Here is a 21,665-nt window from a genome sequence, read left to right on the forward strand (position 1 = left end):
CTTCCGATCGTAGCGATGCCGGTGCGCACCTGTGGGGCTTTCGGGACATTCGTGGGGCGTCGGGAGGTTCCGGCCGTCAGGGGAGGATCAGGTGATCCTGCTGACCTGCAGCATGGCCTCCGCGTCCTTGATCAGCGCTCGTTGCCGGGCCTCCGGGAGCTGCCGGTACAGCTTCAGCAGCCGCGCCTCGCGCTCGTCGCGGCTGGGTCCCGGCACGGGACGCCCGACGGCCTCGAAGAACTCCTTGGGCGTCGTCCGCACGCCCCACCGCCGGAACACCTCGACCATGGCCCGCAGCTTCTCGGGCGGGATGCGGGACGTGCCGCGCGTACGGTTCATCCAGGCGTTCAGGGTCGGGTAGGAGATGCCGGCCTCGCGGGCGAGGTCCTTCTGCGTACCGCTCTGGGGAAGTGCGAGGAGGCGCTCGAGCAGTGCCGCCAGATCCTCACCCGGGGACTCCGGACCGCCCTCGGCGGTCCCGGGCGAAGATGGCAGAATCTGTCGGCTCGTCACGCGTCCGAGCATCGGTCATGCCCATCTACAAGCGCAAGTAGATTGCAGATCGATGGCCGGATCAGGGGGTGTGCGCCGGTGCATTCGGCCCCACTCGCGCTACCCTGCCCCGCCCTTCGTTCCTCCGTCCGCCCCCTCTGCGCCCTTTCACCCGTCGGTCGGAATATGCCCTGTCAACCTTGACCCGATCTTCATCTACATGAAGACTGTAGACGCTTTCGGGAGTCGGAACCCCTTGCGTCGACGGTCGGTTGCGCCGGCCGGACCCGTCCCGGCGTGCGCACATCCCTGTCCGCCGGTCCGCGTCGAACGCCCACCCGAAATCTACATCTACATGAAGATCGCAGACGTCGTGCGGTCGTGCCGGGCGGTCCGCCCGTCCTTGCCCACCCCTTACCGAGGAGCAACGAACGTGTCCTTAGCGACCACTTCACCCACCGCCGAGAGAACCACGGGCGGGAGAGACGCCGTGGGGAGAGCCCCCGTCGGGGGAGCCGCCCCGAGTGCGTCGGAGCCGGCCTGGCTGGCCCGGGCCCGCACCGGGGACCCCGAGGCGTTCGCCTTTCTCTACCGCGAGTACCGCGGCACGGTGTACGGCTATCTGCTGGCCCGCACCCGGGACCGGCACCTCGCCGAGGACCTGACCCAGGAGGTCTTCGCCCGCGCCCTGCGGAACATCTCCGGCTTCGCCTGGCGCGGCACCGACCCCGCCGCCTGGCTGACCACCATCGCCCGCAACATCCACCTCGACGAGCTGGGCCGCAGCCGCCACCGGCGCGAGATGCTCGTCGCCGAGTTCGGCGACCCCGGGCAGCCGGGCCCGGAACCGGAGACCCTGGTGCTGCGCGACCTGGACGCCGCCGACGCCCGCGAGACGGTGCACCGCGTCCTGAGCGCCCTCGCCCCGTCCCAGCGGGCGGCCGTGGAACTGCGGTTCCTCGGCGGGCTGTCCATCGAGCAGACCGCGCACACCATGGGCCGCACCGTCGGCGCGGTCAAGGCGCTGACGCACCGGGCGATGTGCCGGCTGCGGTGGGCGGCGGGGGCGGTGCCCGCGTGAACGAGTACCCGGACGCCGTCCCCGTCCTCCGCGTCACCGTGGCCGTGCCCGGCCTGCGCGACCTGTATCTCGCGTCCGTCTCGCCGCCGGAGGCGGTCGCCCTTTCACCGGGCGCCCTGCCGCACCCGAGCCTCCTTCCGCCGCCCGCGCCGACCGAGCTGGAACGCCAGGCCCTCGCCTGGGACGCGGCCCGCGAACGCGCCCGGTCCGTGGCCCTGACCATCGAGCGGGAGGTCGGCACCCACCCGGACGTCCGCACCGTGCGGGCCGACGGCGACACCGTGCACGTCCTGCTCAGCCTCGAACCGCCGTACGCCCGGTGGCCCGGCTGGTGCGCGTACTTCGGCATCACCGCCGCCGCCGAGTGCACCGCGCCGCACATCCTGGCGGGGGAGGGCAGCCGGGACGGGGTCCGCGTGACCGCCGCCGTCCAGCCGCTCACGTCCGGCCCGGACGGTGAGCCGGAGGGGGAGCACGCGCGGGGAGCGGACGCGGGGGGAGCGGACACCGAGGTGGAGGGGACCCCGGAAGCCGCAGCCGCACACCCCGACGACGAGCCGTCGCCGGACGGGCCGGCCGGGCCCATGCGCCCCTTCCTGCTCGGCGGCACGGCGTACGACCTGGCCCTGCCGTACCGCGACGCGCACGGCGAGACCTGGTACTTCCAGGGCCACCGCGCCTACGACGGCATGCCGCTGATGTCGCTCGACGGCCGCCCGGAGCGGTGCTCGCTGGCCCATGTGGCCGAGTACGCGGGTCCGTTGACCCCCGTGACGGAGTCGCCGTCGGAACCGGAACCGGCCCCGGACGAAGGGGACCGATGACCGCGCACGCACGGGAGGGGCTGCTGGGGCGGCTGGTGCGGCCTCGTCGGCCGGCCGCGGAGTCGGTGGACCGGCTGCGGCTGGAGCACGAACTGGCGGTGAGCCGGCTGCGGCTGGCGCGCTGGCAGCAGCACGCCGACGCGTACGAACGGCGGCTGGGCGACGCCGAGCGGGAGCGGGCGCACCTGTTGTCCTGGCTCGCGGCGCTGCATCCCGCCAGCGCGGTGCTGACCCCGCTGGGCGGGCCGGAACACGAGGGGACGCACCGGCTGTGTCTGATCGCCGGGGGCTGGCATCTGTCGTGGCACATACCGCCGGCGGATCTGGCGCTGTTCGCGCATGTGCCGTTCCGGGCGGAGTCCGGTGATGTGCATCCGGTGCCGGACGCGGTGGATCAGGGCGCGGTGATCCGTCGCCATGTGCGGCTGCTGGCGATGGAGGGGGCGGTTCAGGCGGGCCTGGCCGGCCCTCTCTGACCCCGGCACGGCCGAGACTCCGGCCGGCAAGCTCGGGAGGCCCGCCGACCGGAGCGCCCCCCTGCACGCGCAGGGGGGCGCACCCCCTCCGGCCGCCGCTGCGGGCAGTCGTGCCGCTGGGGCGGCACGGGTGGGCGCAGCGGCACCCCGGCGGCGCGGCACTGTTGTTACGGCGCTCAGCTCCGCTGTGCCGGTTGGTGTTCGGCTGCGGGCTGGTGGGGGCTGGTCGCGCAGTTCCCCGTGCCCCTCAGGGGCGCGGCACTGTTGTTACGGCGCTCAGCTCCGCTGTGCCGGTTGGTGTTCGGCTGCGGGCTGGTGGGGGCTGGTCGCGCAGTTCCCCGCGCTCCTTGAGCGTGCTGCAGGGGCCGGGGAGGCGTCACCCCGCGGTACGGGACCTGGGCGTGACGCCCGGCCCACCGGCGGCGTCACACGCCCCGCGTCCTAAAGCCAGCTCGCGAACTCCAGCAGGAGTTCCGCGTCCCTCTCGCGCCCGACCCTCCGCGCCCGCACCCCCGACTCCACCGCCCGGAACAGCGTCCACCCCCGCAGCCGCTCCCGGTCCACCTCCAGCGACTCCGCCAGGCGCCGCACCCGCCGCCGCGTCGTCGTCGCGCCCGACGGCTGGGCGATCAGGTCCTCCACACGGTCCCGGACCAGCCGCGCCAGGTCGAAGGCGTGCTCCCCGACCACCGGGTCGGGACCCACCGCGAGCCACGGCATCCGGTCCCCGGCCAGCACCTTGCTCTGCCGGAACGTCCCGTGCAGCAACCGGTGTTCGGGAGGCGACTCCAGCAGCTCCTCCCGCGCCGACAGCGCCGCGTCCACCAGCGGGGCCACCTCGGGCGCCTCGTCCGCCCCGGCCCGCATCGCCTGCGCCTGCCGCCCGGTGCGCTCGGCCACCGTCTCGAAGACGTGGCCCTCCGGCGGGTCCACCCACAGCCTGCGCAGGGTTCCCGCCGCCTCCAGCAGCGCCTTCGCCTCGGGAAGCGTCCGCACGGACACATCGGGGTGCAGCCGCTCCAGCAGCAGCACCCCCTCGGTGCCCTCGGACACCGGCTCGAGCAACTGCACCGCGCCCCGGCCGCCCCAGTGGGCCAGCGCCACCCGCTCGCTCTCCGGACGCGCACGGGGCGGCGCCAGCTTCAGCACGGCGGGCGTGCCGTCGGCCCTGCGGACGAGCACCACCAGGCTGCTGCGCCCGCCCGGCAGCTGCACCCGCTCCACCGTCAACTCGCGCCGCTCCACGGCCTCACGCGCCAGCTCGGGCAGCTTCTCCAGCCAGTCGTCACCCTCGGGCGCCGTCTCACCGAGCGCCCTCACCAGACGCCGCGGCGGTTCGAATGCCATGCGCGAGTCGTTCCTTCCTGATGTCACACGGTGCCGGAGCCCCCCGTCATGTCATGGCGCCGGCGCCGGGCCGCCCGGAGCCGTTCCGCTCCGCTCGGCGAGCCCAGGGAAGGCTACGCTCTCCCCGCTCCAGCGCACCGACCGCACCGCCGCCTCACGCATCGCCTCCGCCGCCGACCTGCGCCGTTCGCCCCCGCTGGAGCGCACCAGGTCGGCGTAGACGCCCGCCACCCGCATCTCCAGCTCCGCCGCCAGCCGCACCGCCGCGGCCGCGTCCGGCACCGGGAACGGCAGCGCGTACCCGGCCGCCGCCGCCACCGGCGTACCCCCGACGTCCTTCACGTCCCGCACCAGCGCGTCCCTGCGCGCCCGGTGCGCGTCGTACGCCGTGCGCGCCTCCGTGCGCCGCCGCTCACCGATCCGCCCGCCGACGACGCCGTAGCCGTACACCGCCGCGTGCTCCGCGGCGAGCGCCGCCTGCAGCGCCCGCAGCTCCTTGTCCTGCGCGTCACTCACCGTCGGGCCTCCGTCAGCAGGTACACGTGCGCGGCGCCGGACGCCGACACCGACGCCAGCAGCCGGGCCAGCTCGGCCGGCGCGGTCACCAGCTCCTCGGCCCGCCGGTCGGCGATCTCCCGCTCCGCGGCGGCCAGTTGCGCCAGCGCGTCCTTCTCGCTCGCGGGAACGGCGGGAGAGCCGGAGGCCGACGGTGACGACGACGGCGCGGCCGCCGCAGTGGCTTCCACGGAGGGGGCGGCGGACACCGCCGGCGACGCCGAGCCGTCCGCGCCCCCCTCGAACGCCTCCGCGTGCCGCACCACGTCCGCCCGCAGCGGACGCAGACGCTCCGCCAGCTTCGGGTGCGCGGCGGCGACCGCGTCGTACCGCGCGGCCAGCGCCCTGCTGTCCCGCCGCGCGCGCCCGGGTCCGCTCGGCGGCCGAGGGCCGCGCGGGGGCGGGGCCGCCCGGGTCGTCGGACCCGGCGGAACACCCCGCCACCAGCAGGGCCGCCGGGGCGGCGGCGAGCAGACTCCTTCTGCGCGGCCCCGAACGGGCGCGCGGAGACAGGGGGAACGACACGGCAGACGTCCTCGGGGGCTCGTGGCGAACGGGGCTGGAACAGGGATTCGGGCAGGGCCCGCGATCACCGTACCCGCAGGTCCGCCCGGCGCCCCTCAGCGGCACCCACGCCGACCGGGTGGACGGCAAGGGTGGACGGCAACACCCCTTGCGACCGGATACCCTTTGTGCAGACACGCGCACCGTCCCACAACAGCACACGCGGCCGAGGAGTCACCCGGATGAGCACCACCCAGAGCGAGAGGCTTCGAGAACTTCTGGAGCCGCTCGTCAGCTCCCAGGGCCTGGATCTCGAGGAGATCGCCGTGGACACGGTCGGCCGCAAGCGTGTGCTGCGCGTCGTCGTCGACTCCGACACCGGGGCCGACCTCGACCTGATCGCCGATGTGAGCCGCGCGCTCTCGGCGAAGCTCGACGAGACCGACGCGATGGGCAGCGCGGAGTACACCCTCGAGGTCGGCACCCCCGGCGCGGAGCGCCCGCTGACCGAGCACCGTCACTACGTGCGCGCCACCGGCCGCCTGGTGCGGTTCCAGCTCGCCGAGGGCGGCGAGCTGGTCGCCCGCATCCTCGCGGCCGACGACGAGGGCCTCGACCTCGAGGTGCCCGGCGTCAAGGGCCGCAAGGCCACCGCGCGCCGACTCGCCTTCGACGACATCGCCAGGGCGCGCGTCCAGGTCGAGTTCAACCGCAAGGACGACGCGTCCGACAAGAACAACAAGAAGGAAGAGGAGGCGTAGCCGTGGACATCGACATGAGCGCCCTGCGGGGCTTGGTACGGGAGAAGGAGATCTCCTTCGACCTGCTGGTCGAGGCGATCGAGTCGGCCCTCCTCATCGCCTATCACCGCACCGAGGGAAGCCGCCGGCACGCGCGCGTGGAGCTCAACCGGGAGACCGGACATGTGACCGTGTGGGCGAAGGAGGACCCCGAGGACCTCGAGGAGGGCCAGGAGCCCCGCGAGTTCGACGACACCCCGTCCGGCTTCGGCCGTATCGCCGCCACCACGGCCAAGCAGGTCATCCTGCAGCGCCTGCGCGACGCCGAGGACGACGCGACGCTCGGCGAGTACGCCGGCCGCGAGGGCGACATCGTCACCGGCGTGGTCCAGCAGGGCCGCGACCCGAAGAACGTGCTGGTGGACATCGGCAAGCTGGAGGCCATCCTGCCGGTGCAGGAGCAGGTCCCCGGCGAGACCTACCCGCACGGCACGCGCCTGCGGTCGTACGTCGTCCGGGTGGCCAAGGGAGTGCGCGGTCCGTCCGTCACTCTTTCGCGTACGCATCCCAATCTGGTGAAGAAGCTGTTCGCCCTCGAGGTGCCGGAGATCGCCGACGGCTCCGTGGAGATCGCCGCGATCGCCCGTGAGGCCGGTCACCGCACCAAGATCGCCGTGCGCTCCACCCGTTCGGGGCTCAACGCCAAGGGCGCCTGCATCGGCCCCATGGGCGGCCGTGTGCGCAACGTCATGGCGGAGCTGAACGGCGAGAAGATCGACATCGTCGACTGGTCCGACGACCCGGCCGAGATGGTGGCGAACGCCCTGTCCCCGGCCCGCGTCTCCAAGGTCGAGATCGTCGACCTGGCGGCCCGGTCCGCCCGGGTCACCGTGCCGGACTACCAGCTGTCGCTCGCCATCGGCAAGGAGGGGCAGAACGCCCGTCTGGCCGCCCGGCTCACCGGCTGGAGGATCGACATCCGGCCGGACACCGAGCAGGCCGGGGAATAGATCCAGGCCGCGATCCGCTGAGATCACGACAGCTTTGCTCGTGGCGTTGTTCGATTCTTGCCCCGGAGGGGTGAGGTCGGTCCGGGGAGGTAGACTGAGAAGTGTCTGGCCGGACACAGGCTGGCGCGTGCCCCGAGCGCACTTGCGTGGGGTGCCGCGAGCGAGCGGTCAAGGGCGAGCTGCTGCGGATCGTGGTGATGGAGGACGCCTGCGTCCCGGATCCACGCGGTACGCTGCCCGGCCGGGGTGCGTATGTGCACCCCGTACCGGCTTGTCTCGACCAGGCGGTGCGCCGCAGGGCGTTCCCGCGGGCGTTCCGCGTCCCGGGACCGCTCGACGTAAAGGCGTTGCGCCACTACGTCGAGCAGGCACAAGGTTGCCGATCAGCGGCCGAGACGCCGGCTGATCAGGCGACACGGTAAGAACTCGCCGTACGGAAACCCCCGTGCGGCCTGGTACCTCGCGAGTCGAAAGCAGGTCGAGATTGCGATGAGCACTCGATGAGTACGCGATGAGTACGCCCATGAACTAGCGACGGTCCGGACGCAACCCGGACCTCAAAGGAGCGAAGTGGCTAAGGTCCGGGTCTACGAACTCGCCAAGGAGTTCGGTGTGGAGAGCAAGGTCGTCATGGCCAAGCTCCAGGAACTCGGTGAATTCGTCCGTTCGGCGTCTTCGACCATCGAAGCGCCCGTAGTACGCAAGCTGACAGACGCCTTCCAGCAGGGCGGGGGCAACGGCAAGTCCGCCGCGAAGCCCGGCGCGCCCAAGAAGGCCGCCCCCAGGCCCGCCGCGCCCTCTCCGGCGCAGGCGGCGCGTCCGGCTGCCCCGAAGCCGCCGGCCGCCCCCAAGCCCGCCGCGGCCCAGCCGCCGGCGGCTTCGCCGGCTCCGTCGGCGCCCTCCGCGCCGGCTTCCGGTGCGCGTCCGACTCCGGGCCCGCGCCCCGCGCCGCGTCCGGCGCCGGCCGCTCCGGAGTTCCAGGCCCCGCCCGCCGCTTCCCCGGCCCAGTCCGGTCCGAAGCCCGGCGGCGCGCGTCCCGGTGCTCCCAAGCCCGCCGGCCGTCCCGCCGGTCCCGGTCAGGGCCAGGGCGGCCAGGGCCGTCCGGCAGGCCAGGGTCAGCGTCCCGGCGGCGGGGCGCCGCGTCCGGGCGCCCGTCCGGCCGGTCCGCGTCCGGGCAACAACCCGTTCACCTCGGGTGGCTCCACCGGTATGGCCCGTCCGCAGGCTCCGCGCCCGCAGGGCCAGCGTCCCGGTCCCGGCGCCCCGGCGCCGGTCCCCGTCCCAGGCCCCGGCCAGGGCGGCGGTCCCCGTCCGCAGGCTCCCGGCGGTGCCCGTCCCACTCCGGGCGGCATGCCGCGTCCGCAGGGCGGTCCCCGTCCCGGCGGCGGTCCCGGCGGTCCGCGTCCGAACCCCGGCATGATGCCGCAGCGTCCCGCTGCCGGCCCGCGTCCCGGCCCCGGCGGCCGTGGTCCGGGCGGTGCGGGTCGTCCGGCGGCGGCGCCGGTCGTCCCGGTGGCGGCGGCTTCGCCGGCCGTCCCGGCGGCGGTGGCGGTGCCGGTCGTCCCGGTGGCGGCGGCGGTTTCGCCGGCCGTCCGGCGGCGGTGGCTTCGGCGGCGGCGGTGGCCGTCCCGGCTTCGGCGGCCGTCCCGGCGGTCCCGGTGGCCGTGGTGGCACGCAGGGCGCCTTCGGCCGTCCCGGCGGTCCCGCGCGTCGCGGCCGTAAGTCGAAGCGGCAGAGGCGCCAGGAGTACGAGGCCATGCAGGCCCCGTCGGTCGGCGGCGTGATGCTGCCTCGCGGCAACGGCGAGACCATTCGCCTGTCGCGCGGTGCGTCGCTCACCGACTTCGCCGAGAAGATCAACGCCAACCCGGCGTCGCTCGTCGCGGTCATGATGAACCTCGGCGAGATGGTCACCGCGACCCAGTCCGTCTCCGACGAGACGCTCCAGCTCCTCGCGGACGAGATGAACTACACCGTTCAGATCGTCAGCCCGGAGGAGGAGGACCGCGAGCTGCTCGAGTCCTTCGACCTGGAGTTCGGTGAGGACGAGGGCTCCGAGGAGGACCTGGTCGTCCGTCCGCCGGTCGTGACCGTCATGGGTCACGTCGACCACGGTAAGACCCGGCTCCTCGACGCCATCCGCAAGACGAACGTCATCGCGGGCGAGGCCGGCGGCATCACCCAGCACATCGGTGCCTACCAGGTCACGACCGAGGTCAACGACGAAGAGCGCAAGATCACCTTCATCGACACCCCGGGTCACGAGGCGTTCACCGCCATGCGTGCCCGTGGTGCGAAGTCGACCGACATCGCGATCCTGGTCGTCGCGGCCAACGACGGCGTCATGCCGCAGACGGTCGAGGCGCTCAACCACGCCAAGGCGGCCGACGTCCCGATCGTCGTCGCGGTCAACAAGATCGACGTCGAGGGCGCCGACCCGACCAAGGTGCGCGGTCAGCTGACCGAGTACGGCCTCGTGGCCGAGGAGTACGGCGGCGACACCATGTTCGTCGACATCTCCGCCAAGCAGGGTCAGAACATCGACAGCCTCCTCGAGGCCGTCATCCTCACGGCGGACGCCTCGCTCGACCTGCGGGCCAACCCGAAGCAGGACGCGCAGGGCATCTCGATCGAGTCCCGGCTCGACCGCGGCCGCGGCGCCGTGGCGACCGTGCTCGTCCAGCGAGGCACCCTGCGGGTCGGCGACACGATGGTGGTGGGCGACGCCTACGGCCGCGTGCGCGCCATGCTCGACGACAACGGCAACAACGTCGCCGAGGCCGGACCCTCGACGCCGGTCCAGGTCCTGGGCCTGACCAATGTCCCGGGTGCGGGCGACAACTTCATCGTGGTGGACGAGGACCGTACGGCCCGTCAGATCGCGGAGAAGCGCGCCGCCCGTGAGCGGAACGCCGCGTTCGCCAAGCGCACGCGCCGTGTCTCCCTCGAGGACCTGGACAAGGTGCTCAAGGCCGGCGAGGTCCAGCAGCTGAACCTGATCATCAAGGGTGACGCTTCCGGTTCGGTCGAGGCCCTCGAGTCCTCGCTGCTCCAGCTGGACGTCGGCGAAGAGGTCGACATCCGCGTCCTGCACCGCGGCGTCGGTGCGGTCACGGAGTCCGACATCGACCTGGCGATGGGCTCCGACGCCATCGTGATCGGCTTCAACGTGCGCGCCGCCGGGCGTGCGCAGCAGATGGCCGAGCGCGAGGGTGTGGACGTCCGGTACTACTCGGTCATCTACCAGGCGATCGAGGAGATCGAGGCGGCCCTCAAGGGCATGCTCAAGCCGGAGTACGAGGAGGTCGAGCTCGGCACGGCGGAGATCCGCGAGGTCTTCAAGTCGTCCAAGCTGGGCAACATCGCGGGTGTCATCATCCGCTCCGGCGAGGTCAAGCGGAACACCAAGGCGCGCCTCATCCGCGACGGCAAGGTGGTCGCGGAGAACCTCAACATCGAGGGTCTGCGTCGCTTCAAGGACGACGTCACCGAGATCCGCGAAGGCTTCGAGGGCGGTATCAACCTCGGAAACTTCAACGACATCAAGGTCGACGACGTCATCGCGACGTACGAGATGCGCGAGAAGCCGCGCGTCTGACCGCAGCAGCACGCGATCGGGGCCGGTCGGCGGAAGCGAATTTCCGTCGATCGGCCCCGGCCGTTGCGTGTACGGTTCCCGTACCGGCGCCGCTGCGGCGCCCTTCCCCGGGGTACCGGCTCCGTCCGGGCCGGGGAGGTCCCTGATCCCGAACCGGCGGGTCATCCGGATGCACACATGTATGTGGGGACTCTGTCCTTCGACCTGCTCCTCGGCGACGTCCGCTCGCTCAAGGAGAAGCGCTCCGTCGTCCGTCCGATCGTCGCCGAACTGCAGCGGAAGTACGCGGTCAGCGTGGCGGAGACCGGGAACCAGAACCTGCACCGCAGGGCCGAGATCGGCCTCGCGGTGGTCTCCGGGGAATGGGACCACCTCACCGACGTCCTCGACCGCTGTGAGCGCCTGGTCGCCGCACGGCCCGAGGTGGAACTGCTCTCGGTTCGACGCAGGCTCCACAGCGACGAAGACTGAAGCAACACGTCAAGCACTTAAGGAGACGGACCAGTGGCCGACAACGCGCGTGCCAAGAGGCTGGCGGACCTCATCCGAGAGGTGGTGGCCCAGAAGCTGCAGCGCGGGATCAAGGACCCGCGGCTCGGCTCGCACGTCACCATCACGGACACCAGGGTCACCGGTGACCTCAGGGAGGCGACCGTCTTCTACACGGTGTACGGGGACGACGAGGAGCGGAAGGCGGCCGCGGCCGGCCTGGAGTCCGCCAAGGGCGTGCTGCGCTCCGAGGTGGGCCGTGCGGCGGGCGTGAAGTTCACCCCCACCCTGACCTTCGTCATGGACGCCCTGCCGGACACCGCGCGCAACATCGAGGACCTCCTCGACAAGGCGCGCCAGTCCGACGCCAAGGTGCGCGAGGCGTCCGCGGGCGCCACGTACGCCGGCGGAGCCGACCCGTACCGCAAGCCGGAAGACGACGAGACGGACGACACCGCCGAATGACCCAGAAGCAGACCCCGCCCGACGGCCTTGTCATCGTCGACAAGCCGTCGGGCTTCACTTCGCACGACGTGGTCGCCAAGATGCGCGGCATCGCCCGCACCCGCCGGGTCGGCCACGCCGGCACCCTCGACCCGATGGCGACGGGCGTCCTCGTCCTCGGCGTCGAGCGCGCGACCAAGCTCCTCGGCCATCTGGCGCTGACCGAGAAGGAGTACCTCGGCACCATCCGGCTCGGCCAGACCACCGTCACCGACGACGCCGAGGGGGACATCACCGCCTCCGCCGACGCCTCACGGGTCACCCGCGAGGCCATCGACGCGGGGATCGCCGCCCTGACCGGCGACATCATGCAGGTGCCTTCCAAGGTCAGCGCCATCAAGATCAACGGGGTGCGCTCGTACAAGCGGGCGCGCGAGGGCGAGGACTTCGACATCCCCGCCCGCCCGGTCACTGTGTCCTCTTTCTCCGTGTACGACGTCCGCGAGGCCGTCGCCGAGGACGGCACACCGGTGCTGGACCTGGTCGTCTCGGTCGTCTGCTCCTCCGGCACCTACATCCGCGCCCTCGCCCGCGACCTGGGCGCGGGCCTGGGCGTCGGCGGCCATCTGACCGCGCTGCGCCGCACCCGCGTCGGGCCGTACGGGCTGGACGCGGCGAAGACCCTGGACGAGCTCCAGGAGAAGCTGACGATCATGCCGATCGCCGAGGCCGCGGCGGCGGCGTTCCCCCGCTGGGACGTCGACGAACGCCGCGCCAAGCTCCTGACGAACGGCGTCCGCCTGGAGATGCCGGAGGAGTACGCCGGCCGGGGGCCGGTGGCGGTCTTCGGCCCGGAGGGGCGGTTCCTGGCGCTCGTGGAGGAGCAGCGGGGGAAGGCGAAGAGCGTGGCGGTGTTCGCCACGTGAGGATGGCCCCTTCGGGGGCCATTTTCGTTGAGGCTCGCCGCCCCTGGACGTGGTCCCGCTCCGCGCGCCGGGCGCCATGCCCCGGAGCTCCGCCCCGGACCCCGCTCCTCAAGCGCCGGAGGGGCTGGAGTGTGAGCGCCCGGGAGGGGCGTCCCCAGCCCGTCCGGCGTTTGAGGACGAGGCCCGCCAGGGCCGATGAGGGGGGTCTGGGGCGCAGCCCAGGGACGATGGGGGTCCCCCCGCTCGAGCGGAGCCGAGAGTGGGCGAGGGAAGGGGCGCGGGGGCGAATCCTGGGCGGCGGGCCCGCAGCACCCCCCGTGTCACAGAACCGACGGAGGCCGTCCGTGGAGCGGCGCGGCACGGGGTCGGCTCTGCGCCGCTCCACGGCCCCCCTCGGTTCCCCCACCCCTAGGGTCTATCCATCACCCCCTCCCTGTTCACCCTCACGTGCGGGCGCTCGGAGTGAACCGGGGGAGTGGAAGGGGGCGCGTTCCCCTGCCGCACTGCGCTGCTGATCACCGGGGCCCTAAGGTCACGGGCAAGGCACCAGGTACAGCACGGCAGGAGGCTCCATGATGCCGTCGCTCGACGCCCCGAGGTACGCCCTCGAGCGGTTCCGGCCCGCCGGGGACCCGCCGGCGGACCCCGGGCTGGTCGCGCTCCACGACCTGGCCGGCCGCCCCCGGGGCACCGGCTTCGTGGCCGACCTCCACGGCACCGTGATCACCGGCCACGAGGTCGTCGACGGCCTCCCCCGCCTCCTCCTGCACGGCGCGGAGGGCCGCCACAGCATCGTGACCGCCGACGCCGTCACCCCGCTTCCCGCCCTCGGCCTGGCCCTCGTACGCGCAGGCGACCTCGGTGTGGCCCCCCTCCCCGTCACCTCACGGGACACCGTGCCGACCGGCGCGTACGTGCGCATCCCCGCCGGCCGCTGGCGCGAGGCACGGGTGCTCGGGACGACCACCGTCACCTACACCGCCACCGACCGCACCCACCACGTCCCCGGCGCCCTCGAACTCGCCGTCGGCACGGCCGGCCGGGACGCGCTGCGGCTCGGCGGCGGAGCGGCCGGCGGCCCCGTGCTCGACCCCGTGACCGGCACCGTCGTCGGCGTCCTCGGCACCGCGCTGCGCACCGCCGCCTCCGACGTCGGCTTCGCCGTCCCCCTGCGCCCCACGGTTCCCGCCCTCGCCGCGCTGCTCATGGAGAACGCGGCCACGGTCCCCGCGTACGGGACCGATCTCAACCTCGCCGGTGTCGTCGGGCTCACCGCCGCCTCGGCGGCAAGGCGCGCCCCGCGGCCGATCGTGGAGCCGGTCGAACGGACCGCTGTCCGCGCCGAGTTGTACGCCTTCGAGCGCGGCGACGCGACCGTCCTGGGCCTTGTCGGCCCGCCCGGCAGTGGCCGCAGTACCGAACTCGCCGCCCTCGCCGCCCGCCGCCACCACGCCGGCCTCCCCACGCTGTGGCTGCGCGGGACCGACCTGTGCGAGGACGACACCTCCCTCGCCGACGCCGCCCGCCGCGCCCTGGCCCGGGCCGCCGCCGACGTGACCGCCTCGCTGCCGTTCCCGCCGCAGGACCCCGGCGACCTCGAGCCCGAGCGTCTCGCCGCGCTCGCCCAGGCGGCCGGACGCCCCCTGCTGCTCCTCCTCGACGACCCCGAGCAGATGGCGCCCGGCCTGTACCGGCGGCTCGCCGCGTGGACCGAGGAGACCGTGCGCCGGCTGCGCGCGACGGGCACCCGCCTGGTGGTGTCCTGCACCCCCGAGCACTGGGAGGAGGCCGGCCACCCGCCCGCCCTGCTGCACCACGGAAGCGCGTGCCCCGAAAACCTCCCGCCCTGTGTGGTCCTCGGCGACCTCACCGCCGACGAGGCCCGCGACGCCCGCGCCCGCTACGGCATCCCCGAGGGCGCCGTCACCGACGCCGACGCGGCCCACCCGCTGACCCTGCGCCTGCTCGCCGACGTCCGCTCCGACGTAGCCGCCACAGCGCCCGACGGCCCCGTCGACCGCGACGACGTCCTCGCCGCCCACCTGGACCTGACGTGCCTGCGGATCGCCCAGCGCCTCGCCGGGGGACTCGGCGCCCGCGGCACCGCCGTACGCCGTCTGGCCGTCCGGGCCGCCGGGAAGGCGCACGAGGCGGCCCGCCGCTGCCTCGGGACGGAGGACGGGGCGCTGGACCGGGCGTCGTTCGAGGAGCTGTTCCCCGTGTCCGGACCCGGGTCCGCGGTGGACAGCACCGACGCCACGGGGCCCGGCTGGGCGGACGCCGTCCTCGCCGAAGGGCTGCTCGTCCCGGCCGGGGACGGCTACCGGTTCGGGCACGAGGAGCTCGCCGACTGGCTGCAGGGCGCCCACCTCGACCTCGACGGCGCCCTGCACACCCTCGTGCACACCCCCGCCGCCGACACCGCGCCCGTGCCCCGCCACCGCATCGGCCCCGTCGCCGAGGCGCTGCTGTGCCTCGCCCGCCGGCACGGCCCCGCCCGGCTCGCCTCCCGTCTCGCGGACCTCACGCACGCCCTGGACGCCGACCCCGGCTCCTGGTGGGCGTCCCGCCTGCTCACCGGCGTCCTCATCCGCGTGCCCGACGCCGGCCCGTACACGGACGTGCTGCGGCTGCTCGCCGACCGTGTCGTGGCCTGGCGCGAGCAGCGGCGGACCGTCCCGCCCGAGCTGGGTCCCGCGTTCTGGACGCGGCTGCGGCTGCCCGTGGAGGCGCGCTGCGCCCTGCTGCGCCGCCTGGTCCTGGCCGACGGACCTCCGTGCGAGAGCGGTCCCCGCTTCCTCGACGCCGCCGCCGGACTGCTCACCGCCGACCCCGCGACCGTCCTGCCGTACCTCGTCCGCTGGTTCGACGACGAGCGGCCGCTGCCGGCCACCCCGCACGCCACCGTCGCGACCGCCGCGCAGGCCCTGCTGCACACCCACCGCCGCGCCGCGCCCGACGCGCTGACCGAGGCGCTTGTCGACAGCCCGCACCGGCGCGCCGACGAACTCCTCGCCGTGCTCGCCGAGGAGGAGCCGGGCGTCCTGTGCCGGGCCGTCGACCGCTGGGCGGAGGACCCCCGCCCAGCCCGCCGTGCCGCAGCCGTCACCCATGGCCTGCGGGTCGCGCCGTACGCCCGCGACCTCGGCGACCGCACCCTGCTGCGGTACGCCGCCCTCGCCGTCCTGGTGCGCACCGCCGACCGCGCCCTGCACGGCGGCGCCCTCGCCCTCCTCGTCCGTGACCCGGACAGCAGGGGACGCCACCTCGCCCGCGCCCTCGAACGGTTCGCGGCCGGCGACCCGCACTTCCCGGCGAGCGCGCTCACCGACGCCCTCACCACCCACACCGAACCCGTCCTCGAAGCGTTCCGTACCCGGCTCACCCAGGGCACGGACCCGGAGGACACCTTCCGCGCCCTCGCCGACGCCACCACGCCCGCCCTGGCCCGCCCGGTCGCCGCCCTCGTCCGGGAGGCGGCCGCCCGGCGGCCCGAGCTGACCGGCCGCGTCGCCGGGTACGCCGACCGCCGCATCGAGCTCGGCCCCGCCGCCCGCGCCGTGCTGCGCCTCCTCCTGACCGAGCTGCTCGACGGCGGCCCCCGCCCCCTGCGGGAGGCCCTCTCCGGCGTCCTCGCGGCACCCGGCACCTCCGCCTCGCGCCCCCTGCGCCGCGGCCTGCTCGACACGCTGCTCGAGAGGGAGACCGACCCCGGCGTGCTGGACGCGGTGCTGCGCGCCGCCGCCCGCACCACCGGTCCCGAACTGCGGGTGCTCGTCCACCGCACGGCACTGCTGCTCGTCCGCACCGCCGAGGGCGCCGTCCGCCTCGACCGCACCCTCGCCGACCTGGCCCGCCACGTGCCCGGCCTCGCGGCGGCCGTGGCCGGCTGGCTCACCGACGCCCCGCACGTGTGGGGACCGCTCGTCGGACCCGTCACCCGGGAGGTGATCGACGAGCTGACGGGCGCCGCCGTCCCCGTCTGACGCCACCCGGCGCGTGCACGTCGTCACACAGCCCCCATGCCGATGCGAGCCGGGGCCACCCGGCATGGCACTCTTAGAGCTGCGCAGAGAAGTCCACGGACTCGGGTTCGTCCGACAAGGTTTCGACAAGGAGCAGTCACAGTGCAGCGCTGGCGTGGCTTGGAGGACATCCCCCACGACTGGGGGCGCAGCGTCGTCACCATCGGCTCCTACGACGGAGTGCACCGCGGTCACCAGCTGATCATCCGGCACGCCGTCGACCGCGCCCGCGCGCTCGGCGTCCCCGCGGTCGTCGTCACCTTCGACCCGCACCCCAGCGAGGTGGTCCGTCCCGGCAGCCACCCGCCGCTGCTCGCCCCGCACCACCGGCGCGCGGAGCTCATGGCGGAGCTGGGCGTCGACGCGGTGCTGGTGCTGCCCTTCACCACCGAGTTCTCGAAGCTGTCGCCGGCCGAGTTCGTGGTCAAGGTGCTGGTCGACAAGCTGCACGCCAAGGCCGTCGTCGAGGGCCCCAACTTCCGCTTCGGCCACAAGGCCGCGGGCACGGTGCAGTTCCTCGCCGAGCAGGGCAAGGTGTACGACTTCGAGGTCGAGGTCGTCGATCTGTACGTGTCCGGTGACGCGGGCGGCGGCGAGCCGTTCTCCTCCACCCTCACCCGCCGCCTGGTCGCCGAAGGCGACGTCGAGGGCGCCGCCGAGATCCTGGGCCGCCCGCACCGTGTGGAGGGCGTCGTCGTCCGCGGCGCCCAGCGCGGCCGCGACCTCGGCTTCCCCACCGCCAACGTCGAGACGCTCCCGCACACCGCGATCCCCGCCGACGGGGTCTACGCGGGCTGGCTGCACGCGCAGGGCGAGGCGATGCCGGCGGCGATCTCCGTGGGCACCAACCCGCAGTTCGACGGCACCGAGCGGACCGTCGAGGCGTACGCCATCGACCGCGTCGGCCTCGACCTGTACGGGCTGCACGTCGCCGTGGACTTCCTGGCGTTCGTGCGCGGGCAGGCCAAGTTCGACACGCTGGACGATCTGCTGGAGCAGATGGGGCGGGACGTCGAGCGGTGCAAGGAGCTCGTCGCGGCCGCCGAGCAGAACGCCCAGAAGGCCGCCGAGCAGGCCGGTCAGCAGTCCGCCGAGCAGCACAAGGACGCCTGAGGTCCCTGCCGACGGATCAGCGTGCCGCCGCCCAGTGGCACGCGACCTGAGCGGTGTCGTCGCCGGTCAGAACCCCCGGGTCCCGCGTCCGGCACGCCTCGGCCACCCCGGCCCGTTCAGCCTCCCCGCCCGCCAGGATCTGACAGCGCGCCTGGAAACGGCAGCCGGACGGGACGCGGGACGGGTCCGGCGGCTCACCGGTGAGCACCACGGGGTCGCCGGGCGCCTCGGGGAGCACCGACAGCAGCGCCTGTGTGTAGGGGTGCCGGGGAGCGGTCAGCACCTGCTCCACCGGGCCGGTCTCGACGATCCGGCCCAGATACATCACCGCCACCCGGTCGGCGATGTTCCAGGCCAGCCCCAGGTCGTGCGTGACGACCAGCGCGGACAGGCCCAGGTCGTCGCGCAGACGCAGCAGCAGGGCCAGGATCTCGCCGCGTACGGACGCGTCGAGGGACGCCACCGGCTCGTCGGCGACGAGGAGTTCGGGCTCCAGCACCAGCGCGCCCGCGATCACCACCCGCTGACGCTGACCGCCGGACAGCTCGTGCGGATGGCGCAGGAAGAAGCGCTCCGGCGGCCGCAGCCCGGCCCGGGACAACGCCCCGGCCACCGCCGCCTGTTCGTCACCGCGGTGACCGTGGATGCGCAGCCCCTCGGCGACCGCGTCGTACACGGTGTGCCGCGGGTTGAGCGAGCCGCTCGGGTCCTGCAGCACCAGCTGCACCCGCTTGCGGTACGCCTTCAGGGAGCGGCCGGAGTACTCCAGGGGCCGCCCGTCGAAGGTGACGCCGCCCTCGGTCGGGGCGACGAGTCCCAGCAGGGTGCGGGCCAGCGTGGTCTTGCCGCACCCCGACTCACCGACCAGGGCGACGATCTCGCCGCGCCGGATGTCGAGGTCGACCCCGTCCACGGCCCGGGCGTCGGGCGCGCCGCGCCGCCCGGGGAAGGTGACGTGCACGCGGTGCGCGCGGAGCAGTGCGGTCGTCGTGGGGCTGGAGGGGGTCATGGGGTGCGGGGCCTCGCTTCCTTGCCGGGACCGGTGGTCTCACCGGGCGATGGGACGCCTTCGCGCGGCCGGGCGGGACCGGCGTCGTCGGGTCCGTCCCGCCCGATCCGTACGCAGGCCGCCCGCCAGGCCGTGCCCGCCTCGCGCAGGGGCTGGTCCTCGGTCGTGCAGGAGTCCAGCGCCACCGGGCAGCGCGGATGGAACGTGCAGCCGGACGGCAGCGCCGACGGATCGGGCGGGTCGCCGGGCAGGCCGCGGGGCGCGAAGCGTGAGGACGGGTCGCCGATGCGGGGGAAGGCGTCCGACAGGGCCCGCGCGTACGGGTGCCGGGCGTCCTCGTGGACCTGGGCGGCGGGACCTTCCTCGACGACCCGTCCCGCGTACATCACCGCGAGCCGGTCGCAGGTGTCGGCGAGCACTGCCAGGTCGTGGCTGATCATCATCAGCCCCACGTCCTGGTCGGCGACCAACTGCTCGATGAGGCGCAGGATCTGCGCCTGGATCATCACGTCCAGCGCGGTGGTCGGCTCGTCCGCGACGATCAGGCGGGGGTCGCAGGCGAGCGCCATCGCGATCATCACCCGCTGCCGCTGACCGCCGGACAGCTCGTGCGGGTACGCCGACGCACGCGCCGCCGGCAGACCCACCTGCTCCAGCAGCTCCCCGGCCCGCCTCCGGGCCCCGGCCGCCGTCGCGCGGCCGTGCAGCAATACCGGCTCGGCGATCTGGTCACCGATACGGTGCACGGGGTTGAGGGAGTGCATGGCGCCCTGGAAGACGATCGAGGCGCCGGCCCAGCGCACCGCCCGGACCCGGCCCCACTTCATGGCCAGCACGTCCTCCCCGTCCAGCAGGATCTCCCCGCCGACGCGGGCGCCCGCCGGGAGCAGCCGCAGCAGCGCCAGCGCGAGCGTGGACTTCCCGCACCCCGACTCGCCCGCGATCCCGAGCTTCTGGCCTGCCTCCAGCCGCAGGTCCACCCCGCGCACGGCCGCCGCGCCGCCCGCGTACGTCACCGTCAGGCCCCTCACCTCGAGCAGGCTCACCGGGACACCCCCAGCCTCGGGTTGAGGACCTGCTCCACGGCCCGCCCGCACAGCGTGAACGCCAGCGCCACCACCGCGATGGCGACACCCGGTGGCACCAGGTACCACCAGTGCCCGGAGCTCACCGCGCCCGCCTCCCGCGCGTCCTGCAGCAGCGCGCCCCAGGACACGACCGTCGGGTCGCCGAGTCCGAGGAAGGCGAGCGTGGCCTCGGCGAGGATCGCCGTGGAGATGATCAGGGTCGTCTGGGCGAGCACCAGCGGCATCACGTTCGGCAGAACGTGCCGGGACATGATGTGCCGGTGCCCGCCACCCAGCGCCCGCGCCCGCTCGATGTACGGCCGGGTCTCCACGGCCAGGGTCTGCGCGCGTACGAGCCGGGCGGTGGTCGGCCAGGTGGTCACCCCGATCGCCACCACGATGGTGAGCAGCGACCGCGGCATCACCGTGGCCAGCGCGATGGCCAGCACCAGCGTCGGCATCACGAGGAACCAGTCGGTGATCCGCATCATCACCGTCGCGTACCAGCCCTTGAAGTGCCCCGCCGTCACCCCGATCAGGGTGCCGATCGCCACCGACAGGACGGCCGCGAGCAGTCCGACCAGCAGCGAGACGCGTGCGCCCCAGATCACCAGGCCGAGCAGGTTCCGCCCGAACTGATCGGTACCGAAGGGGAATTCGGCGCTCGGCCCCTCCAGCGGTCCGCCGGGCGCGTCGGTCACGCTGTCCACGTCGTCGCCGACCAGCAGCGGGGCGGTGAGCGCCGGCAGCGCGAACAGCAGCAGGGCGGCGAGGCCGAACAACCCGGCCCGGTGGGCGCGGTACTGCCGCCAGAAACGCGCGGCCGAGTCCCGTCGGCGCCGCCACGCGAGGGAACGCGACGGGACCGCGAGCGCCGTCTGCTCCTTGATCGTTCCGTTCTCGGAAGTCATCGGCCCACCCGGGGGTCGAGCAGCGGATAGATCAGATCGGCCAGGGTGTTCATCACGATCACCGCGGCGGCGAACACGAAGAACAGCCCCTGCACCAGCGGCAGATCGGGCACGCTGAGCGCCTGGTAGAACAGCCCGCCGAGGCCCGGCCAGGAGAACACCGTCTCCACCAGGATCACCCCGGCCACCGTGCGGCCCAGGTTGATGAAAATCAGCGTCACGGTCGGCAGCAGCGCGTTCGGCACCGCGTGGCGCCGCCGTACGAGGTCGTCGCGCAGCCCCTTGGCGCGGGCGGTGGTGAGATAGTCGCTGCCCTTCTCCCACACATGCTTCGGCACGATCGGCACGTCCAGCGCCGTCATCGTGGCCTGCGGCTTCTTCAGCTTGATGACCAGCTGAGTGGGGCTCGGGGCCGTCACCTTCTCGAAGTTGGAGACGAAACTGCCGTTGGCGGTGGCCGCGCCCGGGTCGGTCATCATCGTGTTGAACGTCCACGCGGCGTCCTCGGCGGTGGCCTGCTCGCCGTCCGACCACGTGGAGTCGGAGCGGATCGTGTACGTCCAGGTCAGCTTGTCCGGGGAGGACTCCCACGTGGTGGCCAGACCCGGGACGACGTGGTTGTCCTCGGGGTCGTAGTTGGTGAGGTACTCGTAGGTGAGCCGGTGGATGCTGGTGTTGAGCAGCCGCACCGCGAGGAACGGGCTGAGCGAGTCGACGCTCTGCGCCACCGCGACCGTCAGCACCTTGCCGTCGTCGTCGGCGGCGTGGGCCTGCGACGGGGCGGGGCTGAGGGGCGTGGCGAGCCCGGCACTGAGCGCGAGCGCCGCGGCGCCGGCCGCCGCGACGAGCCGGACCTGGCGGGGGGTGCGGCCGAGAGGGGCGTGGGCAGGGGTGCCGAGTGGGGCGTGGGCAGGGGTGCGGTGGCGGCCGCCGTACTGATCGTTCGTGTCCATGGGCGCAGACCTCGTGTCGTCGATCGCACGGGTGGGACGGGTTGATCAGATGAGTGAGGGTGCGTCTATCAGCGGTCCGTGCGACCGTCAACGGCGCGAGC

18 protein-coding genes and 2 pseudogenes are annotated in these 21,665 nt (G+C 73.8%); 12 read left to right on the forward strand and 8 right to left on the reverse strand.

The features are described 5' to 3' along the window. Positions 1-87 precede the first annotated feature (87 nt). Positions 88-513, reverse strand: a complete 426-nt coding sequence (locus AY578_RS24230) for a helix-turn-helix domain-containing protein (RefSeq protein ID WP_240318796.1) — start codon at positions 511-513, stop codon at positions 88-90. A gap of 469 nt (positions 514-982) precedes the next feature. Between AY578_RS24230 and AY578_RS24235 the strand changes: the two genes are divergently transcribed. From AY578_RS24235 to AY578_RS24245, 3 genes are read left to right on the forward strand one after another with little or no spacing between them, the layout of a single operon-like run. After that, a complete protein-coding gene (locus AY578_RS24235; RefSeq protein ID WP_215048052.1) occupies positions 983-1,573 on the forward strand; it encodes an RNA polymerase sigma factor in 591 nt (196 codons plus the stop codon). Next, entirely contained in the window at positions 1,570-2,397 is an 828-nt protein-coding gene (locus tag AY578_RS24240) for a BN159_2729 family protein (RefSeq protein WP_202415756.1), read from the forward strand. Before AY578_RS24235 ends, AY578_RS24240 begins: the two co-directional genes overlap by 4 nt. After that, positions 2,394-2,873, forward strand: coding sequence for a hypothetical protein (locus AY578_RS24245; RefSeq protein WP_019527001.1), 480 nt, complete (start codon positions 2,394-2,396; stop codon positions 2,871-2,873). The genes AY578_RS24240 and AY578_RS24245 overlap by 4 nt, the downstream gene beginning before the upstream one ends. A gap of 441 nt (positions 2,874-3,314) precedes the next feature. On the opposite strand, the gene AY578_RS24250 is transcribed toward AY578_RS24245, so the two are convergent. The 3 genes and pseudogenes from AY578_RS24250 to AY578_RS24260 all read right to left on the reverse strand — a co-directional run bounded on the left by AY578_RS24250 (position 3,315) and on the right by AY578_RS24260 (position 5,300). Then, entirely contained in the window at positions 3,315-4,220 is a 906-nt protein-coding gene (locus AY578_RS24250; protein ID WP_028961793.1) for an aminoglycoside phosphotransferase family protein, read from the reverse strand. Between the two features lie 51 nt (positions 4,221-4,271). Next, on the reverse strand, positions 4,272-4,736 hold the full coding sequence (locus AY578_RS24255; RefSeq protein WP_019527003.1) for a ferritin-like domain-containing protein: 465 nt from the start codon (positions 4,734-4,736) through the stop codon (positions 4,272-4,274). After that, a pseudogene (locus tag AY578_RS24260) lies at positions 4,733-5,300 on the reverse strand (hypothetical protein). The gene AY578_RS24255 and the pseudogene AY578_RS24260 overlap by 4 nt, the downstream one beginning before the upstream one ends. Positions 5,301-5,521: 221 nt before the next feature. Here AY578_RS24260 and rimP point away from each other — a divergent pair. The 9 genes and pseudogenes from rimP (at position 5,522) to AY578_RS24305 (ending at position 17,624) form a co-directional block, all read left to right on the forward strand. After that, positions 5,522-6,040 carry a ribosome maturation factor RimP gene (rimP, locus tag AY578_RS24265; protein ID WP_019527005.1) on the forward strand — a complete coding sequence of 173 codons (519 nt, stop codon included), beginning with the start codon at positions 5,522-5,524 and terminating at the stop codon, positions 6,038-6,040. 2 nt (positions 6,041-6,042) lie between these two features. Next, positions 6,043-7,029 carry a transcription termination factor NusA gene (gene nusA, locus AY578_RS24270; protein WP_019527006.1) on the forward strand — a complete coding sequence of 329 codons (987 nt, stop codon included), beginning with the start codon at positions 6,043-6,045 and terminating at the stop codon, positions 7,027-7,029. A gap of 101 nt (positions 7,030-7,130) precedes the next feature. Further along, positions 7,131-7,451, forward strand: coding sequence for a YlxR family protein (locus AY578_RS24275; protein ID WP_078504666.1), 321 nt, complete (start codon positions 7,131-7,133; stop codon positions 7,449-7,451). Positions 7,452-7,599: 148 nt separating this feature from the next. Continuing rightward, positions 7,600-10,627, forward strand: a pseudogene (gene infB / locus AY578_RS24280) (translation initiation factor IF-2). 177 nt (positions 10,628-10,804) lie between these two features. After that, complete coding sequence (locus AY578_RS24285) at positions 10,805-11,098, forward strand: DUF503 domain-containing protein (RefSeq protein WP_019527008.1); 294 nt, start codon at positions 10,805-10,807, stop codon at positions 11,096-11,098. Positions 11,099-11,131: 33 nt separating this feature from the next. Beyond that, positions 11,132-11,581, forward strand: a complete 450-nt coding sequence (rbfA, locus tag AY578_RS24290) for a 30S ribosome-binding factor RbfA (RefSeq protein ID WP_019527009.1) — start codon at positions 11,132-11,134, stop codon at positions 11,579-11,581. After that, on the forward strand, positions 11,578-12,486 hold the full coding sequence (gene truB / locus AY578_RS24295; RefSeq protein WP_019527010.1) for a tRNA pseudouridine(55) synthase TruB: 909 nt from the start codon (positions 11,578-11,580) through the stop codon (positions 12,484-12,486). The genes rbfA and truB overlap by 4 nt, the downstream gene beginning before the upstream one ends. A 572-nt stretch (positions 12,487-13,058) precedes the next feature. Then, positions 13,059-16,472, forward strand: a complete 3,414-nt coding sequence (locus AY578_RS24300; protein WP_258905470.1) for a trypsin-like peptidase domain-containing protein — start codon at positions 13,059-13,061, stop codon at positions 16,470-16,472. A 141-nt stretch (positions 16,473-16,613) separates the two neighbouring features. After that, complete coding sequence (locus tag AY578_RS24305) at positions 16,614-17,624, forward strand: bifunctional riboflavin kinase/FAD synthetase (protein WP_028961796.1); 1,011 nt, start codon at positions 16,614-16,616, stop codon at positions 17,622-17,624. Positions 17,625-17,640: 16 nt separating this feature from the next. Here AY578_RS24305 and AY578_RS24310 read toward each other — a convergent pair whose 3' ends face one another. From AY578_RS24310 to AY578_RS24325, 4 genes are read right to left on the reverse strand one after another with little or no spacing between them, the layout of a single operon-like run. Further along, positions 17,641-18,633 carry an ABC transporter ATP-binding protein gene (locus AY578_RS24310; protein WP_161108767.1) on the reverse strand — a complete coding sequence of 331 codons (993 nt, stop codon included), beginning with the start codon at positions 18,631-18,633 and terminating at the stop codon, positions 17,641-17,643. Continuing rightward, positions 18,630-19,679, reverse strand: a complete 1,050-nt coding sequence (locus AY578_RS24315; protein ID WP_161108768.1) for an ABC transporter ATP-binding protein — start codon at positions 19,677-19,679, stop codon at positions 18,630-18,632. Before AY578_RS24315 ends, AY578_RS24310 begins: the two co-directional genes overlap by 4 nt. Beyond that, positions 19,676-20,611: an ABC transporter permease gene (locus AY578_RS24320; protein ID WP_161108769.1), complete on the reverse strand. Its 936-nt coding sequence runs from the start codon at positions 20,609-20,611 to the stop codon at positions 19,676-19,678. The genes AY578_RS24315 and AY578_RS24320 overlap by 4 nt, the downstream gene beginning before the upstream one ends. After that, positions 20,608-21,564 (reverse strand): ABC transporter substrate-binding protein, encoded by a 957-nt coding sequence (locus AY578_RS24325; RefSeq protein ID WP_258905471.1) that lies wholly within the window; start codon positions 21,562-21,564, stop codon positions 20,608-20,610. The genes AY578_RS24320 and AY578_RS24325 overlap by 4 nt, the downstream gene beginning before the upstream one ends. Between the last annotated feature and the right edge of the window lie 101 nt (positions 21,565-21,665).

This window comes from Streptomyces thermocarboxydus (assembly GCF_024760485.1).
GTDB lineage: Bacteria > Actinomycetota > Actinomycetes > Streptomycetales > Streptomycetaceae > Streptomyces > Streptomyces cellulosae.

Excerpts from the sequence above, each read along its gene's own strand:
- AY578_RS24245 (WP_019527001.1), top strand. The coding sequence starts at position 2,394 with ATGACCGCGCACGCACGGGAGGGGCTGCTGGGGCGGCTGGTGCGGCCT.
- AY578_RS24250 (WP_028961793.1), bottom strand. The coding sequence starts at position 4,220 with ATGGCATTCGAACCGCCGCGGCGTCTGGTGAGGGCGCTCGGTGAGACG.
- rimP (WP_019527005.1), top strand. The coding sequence starts at position 5,522 with ATGAGCACCACCCAGAGCGAGAGGCTTCGAGAACTTCTGGAGCCGCTC.
- AY578_RS24285 (WP_019527008.1), top strand. The coding sequence starts at position 10,805 with ATGTATGTGGGGACTCTGTCCTTCGACCTGCTCCTCGGCGACGTCCGC.
- truB (WP_019527010.1), top strand. The coding sequence starts at position 11,578 with ATGACCCAGAAGCAGACCCCGCCCGACGGCCTTGTCATCGTCGACAAG.
- AY578_RS24300 (WP_258905470.1), top strand. The coding sequence starts at position 13,059 with ATGATGCCGTCGCTCGACGCCCCGAGGTACGCCCTCGAGCGGTTCCGG.
- AY578_RS24310 (WP_161108767.1), bottom strand. The coding sequence starts at position 18,633 with ATGACCCCCTCCAGCCCCACGACGACCGCACTGCTCCGCGCGCACCGC.
- AY578_RS24320 (WP_161108769.1), bottom strand. The coding sequence starts at position 20,611 with ATGACTTCCGAGAACGGAACGATCAAGGAGCAGACGGCGCTCGCGGTC.
- AY578_RS24325 (WP_258905471.1), bottom strand. The coding sequence starts at position 21,564 with ATGGACACGAACGATCAGTACGGCGGCCGCCACCGCACCCCTGCCCAC.